Source organism: Legionella sp. 27cVA30 (genome assembly GCF_024160945.1).
Lineage (GTDB): Bacteria > Pseudomonadota > Gammaproteobacteria > Legionellales > Legionellaceae > Legionella_A > Legionella_A septentrionalis.
Map to the genome: position 1 here is coordinate 360,129 of NZ_JAMYXK010000002.1, position 12,371 is coordinate 372,499.

A 12,371-nucleotide genomic window follows, 5' to 3' on the forward strand; every position below is an offset into this window, starting at 1 on the left:
GTTTCTCTTGTTAATATCGTTTCACCTTTGTGTTCATTGGCTATGTCTTGTCAAGGAGCATCCCTTTGATAAAAGTTCTAATTGTTGATGACCATGCTTTGGTGCGAATGGGCATTCGACGATTATTGGAAGATATGTCCGATATGGAAGTTGTCGGTGAAGCCGAAAGCGGTGAGGTAGCTTTAACTTTAGTCAAAGCAAAGCAGCCAGATGTCGTCTTGTTGGATATGAAGATGCCTGGTATTGATGGTTGGGAGGTAACCCGACGGTTGAAGAAATCCCGGGTCTTCCCCAAATCCGGGGGCACTTCACTTATCCGCACAGCACTCTAACTCTCAACCTATAATTTTCAAAATTTCTAAATCCGTAAGCTCTTCTCTGAATCAATTTCATCTTCCGATGAAACCCTTCAGTTATTCCATTGTTCTTCGTAAAGCGAAGCATTCTAACGACTTCTTCTCTCCCTCTCAAAACTATCTTTCTTCCTTAACCGCTTACCATTGCAATAAATACAGCGAACAACTCGGTTATAACTTATTTGTATAAAAACAGGATTGTTTCCTGTCACCTTGGTTATTGAATAACCAGGTAAATTTAGGATAATATCTTTCTTCGGCACTTTAATCCTCTTTTGACTGCAAAATCAAAGAGTTAGATTACTATAATCCGATTAAAGTGCCCCTGTATTTGGGGTAGAGCCAAAATCCCTCCCTCAAGTAAAAGTCATTGCGGTCACTGCCGTATATACTGAACCTTTGCCGGCACGAGTTCTGCAGTTGGGCGCCATGGGTTATTTAACCAAGGAATCCGGTGCAGAGGAAATGGCAGCTGCCATTCGGAAGGTATATAAAGGTGAAAAATATCTAAGTGCAGAAATTGCACAAAAAATGGCGATTAATAGTTTGCAGGCGCCTCATGAATCCCCGTTTGATTTATTGTCTGAACGTGAAATGCAAGTGATGCTCATGATAACGCGCGGCATGACGGCACAGGAGATTGCCGATCGGCTATTTTTAAGCAGTAAAACCATCAACGGTTACCGCTATCGTATGTTTGAAAAACTGGGTATCAAGAATGATGTGGAATTGACCTATTTGGCAATGAAGCATGGCGTGATTGAAAACCCTAGCGAATCAACGCAAGAAAGTTAACTTTTTCTGCCTTATAATTAAGATATAAACTAATTCAGTTGGCCAGGATGAATCTAAGGTATGCTTCGCGGCGCCTTCTTTGTTGCAATTAGCGCAATTTTGTTTGATATTGCATGCCAATTATACAAAGTGCAACATAAAGTGCATCGTCGTGTATAATAAAAAGCCATGTCATCTTAGGCACTGTATGACTGAATCCACCACAGAATGATGTACCTTTGATTACCAATGAATAAGCGTAATTCTTCAATTGATCTAGGCGATTTCCTTGCGTCTCTTACCCCAAAGCCTGGTGTGTACCGGATGCTGGATGCACAAGGGCAAGTATTGTATGTAGGGAAAGCCGCCAATTTAAAAAAAAGAGTTTCCAGTTATTTTAATAAAAATAATTCTGGGGTAAAAACGCGATCGCTGATAAGCCAAATTGCTGCTATTGAAGTGAGCATAACCCGCAGCGAAACGGAAGCATTGCTGTTGGAAAGCAGTTTGATTAAATCACTTCGTCCCAAGTACAATGTGCTATTACGCGACGATAAATCTTATCCATATATTCATGTAAACCATCATATTTTTCCGCGCATGGAATTTTTGCGTGTCAAAAAGAAGCCTAAAAAGGGCCAATTTTTTGGGCCTTATCCCAGTGCCGCTGCGGTGCGTGAAACTTTGGGCGTTATTCAGAAAGTATTTAAAATCCGCAATTGCAGCGATAATTATTTTAATGGACGTTCGCGGCCCTGCCTGCAATTTCAAATTAAACGCTGCAGCGCTCCTTGTGTAGGGAACATAAGCAGGGAAGATTACCAACAGTCAGTTGATGATGCGACCCGCTTCTTACAAGGTAAATGCCAACTAATTCTCTCCGAATTGGAACAACGCATGGAAAATGCAGTCAGCAAACTTGAGTTTGAAGAAGCTGCACGCTTGCGAGATCAAATTAAAAGCTTACGTTTAATTCAGGAGCAGCAGGGTGTTATTCAACTGCGTGGTGATGCGGATGTGATTGTAATTGACGCACGCCCAGGTTTTGCCTGCGTGCAATGGGTGACGGTGCGCGACGGACAAATTCTTGCAAGCCAAAGTTTTTTTCCAAGTATTCCGGAACAAGGATTAATTGAAGATGAACATACAAGCGCACATTTGTGGCAGCAAGTTTTTTCAGCATTCATTGCTTATTTTTATATAGACACACCAGAACGGATCCCTTCCTTGATTTTGACTGATCATGACATCACAGAACAAGGGGCATTGGAAGACATGCTGGGCACTCTGCGCGGCAAGGCTTGTAAGATACAAGCAAACCCACGTGGAATAAAAGCTCGTTGGCTGGATTTTGCCCGGCAGAATCTGCAAGTCAGTGTGCTTGAGCAAACCAGCTCAACCCAGCTTCTGGCTGACCGCTATGAAGCGCTGAGGCAATTGTTGAATATGCCGGAAGCAATAGAACGTATGGAGTGTTTTGACGTAAGCCATACTCAAGGAGAGGCTACGGTTGCCTCATGTGTGGTATTTAACCAGCAAGGGCCTGCCAAAAATGAATATCGGCGCTTTAATATAACCGGCATTACTGCAGGTGACGATTATACGGCGTTGGAGCAAGCCATTACCCGCCGGTTTAAAAAATTAACCGCTGAGCAGAATTTGCCGAGTCTATTGATCATCGATGGCGGAAAAGGACAAGTCGCTGTTGCAAAAAGGGTGCTGGAGTCTTTTCAAATCAATAGCGTTAAATTGCTAGGTATTGCTAAAGGTCCGACCCGTAAGGCAGGCTGGGAGCAGTTAATTTTGGCGGATGAAGCGCGCGAAATTACAGCAGCGCCCGCATCTCCGGCATTGCATTTGCTGCAGCACATTCGGGATGAAGCGCATCGATTTGCCATTACCTTGCATCGTAAAAAAAGACAAAAGGCCCGGCTCGATTCTTCTTTAGAATCTATAGAAGGCATCGGCGCGAAAAGGCGGCAAGCTTTATTAAGGCGTTTTGGAGGGTTGCGTGAGTTGACGCGTGCTCCTGTCGAAGAAATTGCTAAAGTGCAGGGAATAAGCCGCAGTTTGGCGGAGCGGATTTATCAACACTTACACAATTAAACTGCGTATGCATCAGGTATATTTCTTCTAAGCTACCGATATATATAGATATTTTTTACTATTCAAATAGCTTTATTTAAATTTTGGGCTAAACTTTTATTAAAAAAGGCCGATAATTAATATAAGCAATAGCACAGAAAATTCCTTGATTAGAATAATTGGAAGGTATCTATTATGAACCGATGGAAGCTAATAATAACAACTGTGTTATCTATGACGGCAATGCTTGCCAAAGCTGCTGACACACCAATCTACTACGGGCCTGCCTTGTGCGCCTATCCGCAATTTGAATGCATAAAAACGGGACGCGGTGACACGTGGGAACGTTTATTTCCTGATGAAAATCAACGCGATTTGGTGCAGAGGCTTAATCGCAGCTACAACCATTTATGGCCAGGGAAAGAAATTGTGGTTCCTAAAAATCTCTCGCAGATCACTTTATTCGATATTTCGCCTTTCCCATTAAAAATTAACCCTGAAGAAAAAGAAAAACAAATCATCGTTGATCAAGAAAAGCTTGCATGGGGGGCTTACGATGAGCAAGGCAACTTGGTTAAGTGGGGCCCTATCTCCTCCGGTAGCGATCGTTGCTCTGATAACAGCAGCCCTACCTGTCGGACCATGACTGGAATATTCCGGGTGTTTAGTAAAGAAAATGAGAAGTGCAAGTCCGATGTTTTCCCTTTAGGTAAGGGGGGGGCAAAAATGCCTTATTGCATGTATTTTCACAAAGGTTTGGCTCTACACGGTTCGGATGACATCCCGGGTTATCGGGCAAGCCATGGATGCATACGCATGTTTGTTCAAGATGCAAAATGGTTGAATTTAAATTTCGTACAGTTATCCAATGAGCGGAATAATTTCCTTGGCACAAAAGTTGTCATACGCCCATTAATTGCGGTCGAAAAAAAGCAAGTGACTGGAAAAAAACAAGCAACTGAGAAAATACAATGAAAAAAATAAAAACAATTATGCGTAACGCCACTCTCCCATTGCTTCTCTGTGTATGCGGTATAAGTTTGGCGCAGGCTGCAGCGCCCTCCGCTCCGAAAAAAGAAAAACCAAATGAAGAAAGGCAGAATCCATTAGGTTGTCGCGACGTAGGGTATCAATTCGAATTAAAAGTATTAGAGCTTCTGCCAGAAGCTGCGGGTGAGCGAAACTCACTTTATTTTATATTAAATAAATTGGACAAACCCATTAATCTGTATCAAATGCGTAGCAATGACAGCGCGAGGAGTATGTATTTAAACCATGTTATTCAGGGTAATCAATGGGCGGTACTTTCCACCTGTGAGAAAAATCTTAAATACATTTGCACCGTGAATGAAGGCAAATCTCCCTATGGAAAAATAGTGGATTGTGGAGAAAGTCTGCAAGTTTGTGAGTATGCACGTGTTAGATTTGGATTGAATAATCGGGGCAATTATTGGGTGGTCAAGAGCACTAACCGTAGCGGTGCGGTAAGGGAAGTAGTCCATTATGGCATTATTCCGCAATAGTAATTGATAGTGATGTATTTGCAGGGAATTTATACATAAGCCATTGCGTGCGCTAATGCCGGTTAGCTGCCTTGGCGCAATAACAAGGGGAATATAATGAAATCGCTGATGCCATGGGTTTGTTTAGTTGCTACCGCAAGCGTTCAGGTAGCCTTTGCAAATGAGGGCTTAGATGCCTACCGGGAAGGTGATTATGTGAACGCTGCTGCAAAACTGGCAGCGGATGCCGGCAAGGATCCAATCGTGGATTACTATTTAGGCCGCATGCGTTTATATGGTTATGGCCAGCTTAAGAATAATGCCTTGGCTTTGCGTCACTTCAAACAAGCAGCAGAAAAAGGTTTTTTACCTGCTCAGAATATCATGGCGCGATATACTTTACTTGTGGAAAATAATCCAGAACAAGCCTTGTCCTGGTTTAAAAAAGCGGCTGAAGGTAATGACGTACAGGCGCAAATGTATTGCGCAGCAGCTTATCTATTTGGCATTGGCACCAATAAGAATTCCAATCTTGCCAAAAAATATTACATTGACGCCGCCAAAAATGGCAACAGCATCGCTGAATACACACTGGCCGAGCACTTTTTGCAAAGCCGACATGGCAATGATAAAAAACTGGGTTTAATCTGGCTGAATAAGGCAGTTGAAAAAGGCAACCCGCAGGCGCAGTTAAAATTGGGGGAATTATATGCAGAGGGAAAACTTGTCCCGAAAGACTTGGATAAATCCAGCCAGCTTATCAATCAAGCCATAGCACAAGATTATGTAGATGCTATTTATGAAGCCGGAAAAATTGCTGAAGAACAAAAAGATTTAAATGCTGCAAAAGATTGGTACGCAAAAGGTGCTTTTAAAAATTATTTACCTGCACAAGTCGCTCTTGCCCAATTATACTTACGGACTGACAGCCCGCTTTACAATCCACATACAGGATATTTGTGGGTATTAAAAGCTGCACAACACGACTCTGCTGAGGCTCAACATTTATTGGCAAAGCTTTACCAGGAAGGTAAGGTCATTGCGAAGGATGAAGTTTTAGGCAAAGAATGGGAGCAAAAAGCGCTTGCCACTGAAAAAGCAATGCAGGGGCCTGCGGCTTTAAGTGCACAGGCTGCGCAATGGTTGAGCAATCAAAAAGCGGTTACTTTCGCCCAAGGCGGGTATCAACTGGGTGGGATTTTCAGCGCTTGGCAAAATCCCGAAGCCTTAAAGGAAAACAATTACAACCAGTCTCCAAAAATGGATGTAGTTGATAGGACCGCCCTGTATCGTCCTAATTTTGTGTTTACTACACCTAATGAAATAGTAGTCAGCGAGTATTATGATGCCTTAGCCGCTTCTTTGGGAAATTTGGATGATGTTGTTAATTTTCCCAAATATGCGCTTAATAAAAACGAATTTGTTATCCACAGTCCTCCCAGCGTGCCCAACAGCCCGCAATTATGGGAAGTGGCTGCTAATCCGGTAGAGAGCGAATCATTTGATGTATTCACTTTGTTAAGCAAACCTGCCGCGCCTCCTTCTTTATCATTTTTTGATCGCCTTTATGAGCAAGCAATTCTTGGGAATTCAAGCGCTCAATTTCTGTTGGCACAAATGTATGAAGATGGCATCGATGTTAAACAAAACGTCCAGGAAGCCATAAAATTCTATCAATTGGCTGCCGAGCAAAAAGATTTGCGCGCCGAATATAATTTGGGTCTCTTATATCTTGAGGGTAAAGGAGGTATGGCCCCTGATTATCAACGCGGGATGAACTGGCTGCAAGACGCTGCATTTAAAGGCAATGCGTATGCGCAATTTGCTTTAGGCCGCATCAATGAGCGAGGCTTACGTGATGCAAGCGGCAAAGAAGTGATAGCGGCTAATGCAGATGAATCAACCGCGATGTATTATCTCGCTGCGGCCAATGATTTCGGCACGGCACAATATCGCTTGGCTGAACTTTTAGTACGGGAAAAGCCCGCCGATGTCAGCATGGCTGCAAAAGCAAGGCGAAATCAGTTAATTAAACAATTATACGAAGGGGCTGTAGCCGGCGGAGTACAACAAGCTGCGTTACCGCTCGCTTTTTTCCATGCCATGGATTCCGATAAGGCGAAACAAGTGCAAGCGTTTAACGTGGCCAAGAACGAAGTAAGCAAAGGCAATGGTCAAGCTGCTCTTTTGTTGGGGATTTTATACGACCGCGGCCTCGGCGTTGAAAAAAATAGCGCTGAAGCCATGTACTGGTATCAGCAAGCTTCGCTAAATCCGGTGAGTGCCTTTATTTTGGGTACGTATTTTATTGAGGGCAAGTCGGTGAACCAGGATAAAGAAAAAGGGCGGGCTTTATTGCAGCAAGCAGCCGATGCAGGCTTTCCTTATGCAGATCTGAACCTCGCTGTTTTAAAACAACAACAAGGCGAACCTTTTTTACCGGAACTCGATGCAGCTCATGCTCTGGGTAACAGCAAGGCCAGTTTATTATTGGCAGATTATTACTTATCGCAAGCAACAGATGAGCAAAAAATGCAGCAATCCCGTGAGATTTATCAGCAATTGGCTGAAAAGGGAGATAAGGAAGGACAGTTAAAGCTTGGTTTTATGTATGAAAAGGGCTTGGGTGGCCCTGTAGATATGGCGATGGCGCAACAATGGTATACCGCTGCAGCCAATCAAGAGCAGCCTGTGGCGCAATATTTGCTAGGCCATTTATATCAATTAGGTTGGCTTGGAAAATTGCCTGATTACGTCGAAGCGAAAAAATGGTATGGCTTGGCGCAATCGAATTACTCTCCTGCTGCCGTGGCGCTTGGCTTTATTCATGAAACGGTTGAGGATGATTATGAGCAAGCCTTTATTGATTATGAAATGGCAGCTTTGCAAAATGATCCAAATGGGCAATTTAACCTGGGTTTAATTTATGAAAAAGGGAAAGGCCGTGCTGTTGATTTCGAAAAAGCCAGGGAGCTTTATGCATCGGCTGCTGAAAAAAATCATAGCCAGGCTATGACGCAATTGGCTGGTTTATTTTTCAATGGACAGGGTGGGCCACGCGATCAAGAGCAGGCTCTTTATTGGTACAAGAAGGCAGCGGCTTTAGGCGAACGTGAGGCTTTATATCAGTTGGGTTTATTATCTGAAACTGGAGTAGCGCTCAAACTTGATTTTCCAGAAGCACTACAATATTACGAACAAGCCGCTGATAAAGGCAATGCAAAAGCCATGTTAGCCTTGGCGCGCATGTATCAATATGGGTTAGGGGTTGAGAAAAATAATCAACAAGCTGCAAAATTCTATGAGAAATTAGCCGCACTGAATAATCCCTATGCACAATATCAATTGGCCACTTTTTATTATGATGGTGCCGCTGGGGAGCGCATGCCAGAGAAAGGTAAAAAATTATTGCTGCAAGCGCAAGAAAATGGCAGTGCCCAGGCGCGTAAAATATTACAAAGACTGGAAGCTCAAGGGCAAGTACGCTTAAGCTACATCGAACCTGTTTCCTTGAATTCTGCGCCCCATTTAGCAGGCCGCCCTGTGGAATTAATGTATCTGGATGCATTAAATGAATGGAATTTGGGAGATGAACAATCCTCGCGCATAATCTTGGATAGAATCATGATGCAATTTCCTCATTATGTCCCGGCCAAGCGTGCCTATGAGCAACTCAACCAGACTTTAAATTCACCTATCTTTGGCTAAACATAAAAGGTATCGTTTCAGGGAGTTGATTTTCTGTAAAAACTCCCTATATTACCCTATGTAGCTTTCAATTTGCTGTAATCATTTTCTAGTTGTAGTAAACATACTTACTTAACAAGGAGAAGAAAAATGGCTCTTATCAAACGCGATCAACAAATTTGGCCCAGAGATTATTTAAGTACCATGTTAAACCAATTTTTACGGCCTTTTAATTATGAAGAAGATACGGGAACAGATGCTAGTTTATGGAGTCCGGCTGTTGATATTAAAGAAACTAATGATAAATATATTGTAACCGCAGATCTTCCGGGTGTAGAAAAAGACGACATTCATTTGTCACTGGAAAATAATGCCTTGACCATAAAAGGTGAGCGCCGCTACGAGAAGACGGAAGAAAAAGAAGGTTTTTCCCGTATTGAACGCATGCAGGGACAATTCTATCGTCGTTTTATACTGCCTGAAACCACGGATGAATCTAAAATCAAGGCAAAATACAAAAAAGGCGTTTTGGAAATTGTTATTCCTAAGAAAGAAAATAAATCCAGAAAGATAGAAGTCCGAGTCGAAGAATAATCAAAAGGCCGAACCGGTTTTCCGGTTCGGATTTCGGTTAGAGCAACGGAACCTTAGGCAGCAGCCATAGCTTTTACGCGGGCGCTTAAACGGCTTTTGATGCGGGCTGCTTTATTTTTATGAATTAGACCTTTGCCAGCAGCTTTGTCAATAACAGGCTGGGCTTTTGCATAGGCTGCGCGAGCGGCGTCTTGATCACCGGTTTCTACAGCTTTTAACACATTTTTGACATAGGTACGGTACATAGAACGTGCGCTTGCATTATGCTGGCGTCGTTTAACGTTTTGGCGTGCGCGCTTAATAGCTGACTTAATATTTGCCACTTACACTCTCCACTCATTACAATAATAAAAAAGATTAATCATGCCTATCTTGACGTAAATTGTCAAGGTGGCTTATGCTTGGTCAGACACTTCAAATTATACTTCATTCGCCTATGTCTGTGACGGAAACCATGCTGCCCAAACGACAAAGTTTACTGCGTTCTACCTCATTGGTATCCGCAATGACGTTTATGTCCCGTATTATGGGCTTTGTACGCGACATGATTTTAGCACAGTTATTCGGCGCGCAGGCAGGAATGGATGCTTTTTTCATCGCCTTTAAAATTCCTAATTTCATGCGACGCTTATTTGCCGAAGGCGCTTTTTCACAAGCGTTTGTTCCGGTTTTAAGCGAATACCAGAAAACAAGAACACTTGAGGAAATCCGTTTGTTTCTGGCACGAATTGCCGGAAGCTTAAGCATTGTTTTAACCCTGGTGACTTTAATTGGCATTATAGCGGCTCCTTATATTGTTTTTATTTTTGCCCCAGGATTTGGGGAGCATACCAGCCGCTCAGTATTGGCGACCGAAATGCTGCGCATCACTTCGCCATATTTAATGCTGGTTTCACTAACGGCTATGGCCGGGGCTATTTTAAATACCTACGGATATTTCGGGGTGCCCGCTTTTACGCCGGTATTGTTGAATATATGCATGATTTTAGCCGCGATTTACCTAAGTCCTCATTTTGCAGAACCGGTGGTAGCGCTTGCATGGGGGGTATTCATCGCGGGGATCGCCCAGTTATTGTTCCAGTTGCCTTTTCTCTACCACAGGAAATTGTTAGTCAAACCCAGTTTGATGATGAAGGATGAAGGCGTAAGGCGTGTTTTGAAATTAATGGTTCCTGCTTTGTTCGGTGTTTCAATCGCACAAATTAACTTGCTGGTGGACACCATTTTTGCATCTTTTCTGGCAGTAGGCAGCGTTTCCTGGCTGTTTTATACCGATCGTTTGACCGATTTCCCGCTCGGAGTTTTTGGCGTCGCCATTGCGACGGTGATTTTGCCGCATTTGTCGCGCCGCCATGCCGAGCAAAGTTCAAACCTTTTTTCTCGCGCTTTGGATTGGGGGTTGCGGACTTTATTGCTGGTTGGTGTCCCTTCCGGGCTAGGTCTTGCCTTATTCGCCATGCCGTTGATAGCAAGCTGTTTTGCTTATGGCGAATTCTCTCTCACTGATGTAGTGCAAACTCAAAAAAGTTTGTTTACCTTGGCTTTAGGCGTGCCGGCCTTTATGATGGTCAAAGTTCTTGCCTCAGGATTTTACGCGCGTCAAAATATTAAAACACCGGTAAAAGTAGGTGCATTGGCTATGGTAGCCAATACTATTTTTTGCGCGTTGTTAATAAAACCCTTGGCTCATGCCGGTTTGACCCTTGCATCCACTCTCGCCGGGTATATTAATTGCGGTATTTTGCTGGTCCTATTGATAAAACGTGATATTTACCACCCATGTCCCGGATGGCGCCGTTTTTTATTGCAATTGGGTGTGGCCAATTTGATCATGAGTGCTTATTTGCTATGGGCGGTCGGTGATCCTGTGCTTTGGGTAGCCAAACCAGTCAGCCTGCGATTGGCTACCTTGCTGCTTCATGTATTGGCGGCTGCGATCATTTACGTATTCTCTTTGGTTCTTTGCGGAATGAGGCCTTCTCAATTCCGAGGGCAAATGAAGGAGTAAGCATGCGAGCGGAAATTTTTTATCAAACCAGAATTGAAGGCGCTTTACCACTTGTGTTGCTGGGTAAAGACGACATGCACGAATTAACTAACCCCTATGATCGTAATTGTTTGGCATCTCAACAGTTTCAGGGCCGGTATGGTGATGTTGGTATCGTGGGTGATGAAAAAGGAAACACCGTAAAAATTTATATTGGGACCGGTGAAGGAGCAGAGGCACAAGCGGTGGCGCATGCTTTAAACCGTTTGCCCGCGGGCCATTATTTTTTTGAGCAACCCTTGTCATTGTCTTCGCAAGTCATGTGGTCTTTGGGGCAATATTATTTTGATCGCTACAAAAGAAAAGAGCGTGCTCCCAAAATTTTATCTGTTGCAGCGCATGATTTCGCGGAAATATTGGCGCAAGCCGATGCAATTTTTTTAATTCGGGATTTGATTAACACGCCAGCTAATGATATGGGGCCTGCCGAGCTTGCGGCTGTAGTATCCCAACTGGCTAAGACGCATGGGGCTGAATTTAAACAATGGGTAGGGGAAGAATTATTGCACCATAACTTCCCTGCCATCCATGCGGTCGGGAGAGCGGCGGCTGCCGAACCTCGTTTATTGTCTTTAATTTGGGGGAATCCTGAACACCCGAAGGTCACCTTGGTTGGGAAGGGGGTATGCTTTGATACAGGCGGACTGGATATCAAGCCGTGCAATTTTATGCGGCTGATGAAAAAAGACATGGGTGGAGCTGCTCAAGTCATCGGTTTGGCGCAATGGATTATGGCCAAGCGCTTACCCATCCGTTTGCACGTCTTGATTCCTGCAGTCGAAAATGCCGTATCCGGCAATGCCTACCGTCCCGGGGACATATTGACCATGCGTAATGGTTTGCGGGTTGAAATTGACAATACAGATGCTGAGGGCCGGTTGGTGTTGGCTGATGCACTGGTCAAAGCATGCGAAGAAAAGCCTGAATTAATCATTGATTATTCAACATTAACAGGAGCTGCCCGCACGGCCGTAGGCACTGAAATTTCGGCCATGTTTTCCAATGATGATGCAATGGCGCAAGCTTTATGCGAAGCTGCAAATGAAACCAATGATTATATATGGCGGATGCCCTTACATTCCGGTTATAAAGACTTGCTGGAATCCAGCATTGCCGATTTGGTAAATTGCAGCGGCTCTCCTTACGCAGGTGCAATTACTGCCGCATTGTTTTTACAATATTTTATTAGCGACAACATCCCTTGGGTGCATTTCGACATCATGGCCTGGAACGTTGGCAATAAGCCGGGTAAACCCGAAGGGGGCGAGGCCATGGGTGTACAAGCTGTAGGCCAGTACCTATTTCGGCGCTATGGTTAACTAGCCA

At 43.8% G+C, this 12,371-nt stretch carries 9 protein-coding genes and 2 pseudogenes; 9 read left to right on the forward strand and 2 right to left on the reverse strand.

The genetic code is table 11. The features are described from left to right. The first annotated feature begins 65 nt into the window (after positions 1 to 65). Positions 66 to 332, forward strand: coding sequence for a response regulator transcription factor (locus NKV53_RS06985; RefSeq protein ID WP_371923181.1), 267 nt, complete (start codon positions 66 to 68; stop codon positions 330 to 332). Here NKV53_RS06985 and NKV53_RS06990 read toward each other — a convergent pair. Then, positions 313 to 465: pseudogene (locus NKV53_RS06990) on the reverse strand (transposase); the annotation flags it as partial. The gene NKV53_RS06985 and the pseudogene NKV53_RS06990 overlap by 20 nt on opposite strands. 236 nt (positions 466 to 701) lie before the next feature. On the opposite strand from NKV53_RS06990, the pseudogene letA reads away from it, so the two are divergent. The 6 genes and pseudogenes from letA to NKV53_RS07020 all read left to right on the forward strand — a co-directional run. Continuing rightward, positions 702 to 1,151: pseudogene (letA, locus tag NKV53_RS06995) on the forward strand (two-component system response regulator LetA); the annotation flags it as partial. A gap of 228 nt (positions 1,152 to 1,379) precedes the next feature. Beyond that, complete coding sequence (gene uvrC / locus NKV53_RS07000; protein ID WP_126954073.1) at positions 1,380 to 3,236, forward strand: excinuclease ABC subunit UvrC; 1,857 nt, start codon at positions 1,380 to 1,382, stop codon at positions 3,234 to 3,236. A 213-nt stretch (positions 3,237 to 3,449) separates the two neighbouring features. Then, a complete protein-coding gene (locus NKV53_RS07005; RefSeq protein ID WP_126954105.1) occupies positions 3,450 to 4,190 on the forward strand; it encodes a L,D-transpeptidase in 741 nt (246 codons plus the stop codon). Next, positions 4,187 to 4,738, forward strand: coding sequence for an endopeptidase IV (locus NKV53_RS07010; RefSeq protein ID WP_253350902.1), 552 nt, complete (start codon positions 4,187 to 4,189; stop codon positions 4,736 to 4,738). The genes NKV53_RS07005 and NKV53_RS07010 overlap by 4 nt, the downstream gene beginning before the upstream one ends. 96 nt (positions 4,739 to 4,834) lie before the next feature. Next, positions 4,835 to 8,425, forward strand: coding sequence for a tetratricopeptide repeat protein (locus NKV53_RS07015; protein ID WP_127032546.1), 3,591 nt, complete (start codon positions 4,835 to 4,837; stop codon positions 8,423 to 8,425). Between the two features lie 129 nt (positions 8,426 to 8,554). Then, complete coding sequence (locus NKV53_RS07020) at positions 8,555 to 8,998, forward strand: Hsp20/alpha crystallin family protein (protein ID WP_126954070.1); 444 nt, start codon at positions 8,555 to 8,557, stop codon at positions 8,996 to 8,998. A gap of 53 nt (positions 8,999 to 9,051) precedes the next feature. On the opposite strand, the gene rpsT is transcribed toward NKV53_RS07020, so the two are convergent. Continuing rightward, positions 9,052 to 9,321: a 30S ribosomal protein S20 gene (rpsT, locus tag NKV53_RS07025; RefSeq protein ID WP_126954069.1), complete on the reverse strand. Its 270-nt coding sequence runs from the start codon at positions 9,319 to 9,321 to the stop codon at positions 9,052 to 9,054. A 113-nt stretch (positions 9,322 to 9,434) separates the two neighbouring features. On the opposite strand from rpsT, the gene murJ reads away from it, so the two are divergent. Both murJ and NKV53_RS07035 read left to right on the forward strand, forming a co-directional pair. Further along, positions 9,435 to 11,006: a murein biosynthesis integral membrane protein MurJ gene (gene murJ / locus NKV53_RS07030; protein WP_126954104.1), complete on the forward strand. Its 1,572-nt coding sequence runs from the start codon at positions 9,435 to 9,437 to the stop codon at positions 11,004 to 11,006. 2 nt (positions 11,007 to 11,008) lie between these two features. Continuing rightward, positions 11,009 to 12,364, forward strand: a complete 1,356-nt coding sequence (locus tag NKV53_RS07035) for a M17 family metallopeptidase (RefSeq protein WP_253350904.1) — start codon at positions 11,009 to 11,011, stop codon at positions 12,362 to 12,364. Positions 12,365 to 12,371 lie beyond the last annotated feature (7 nt).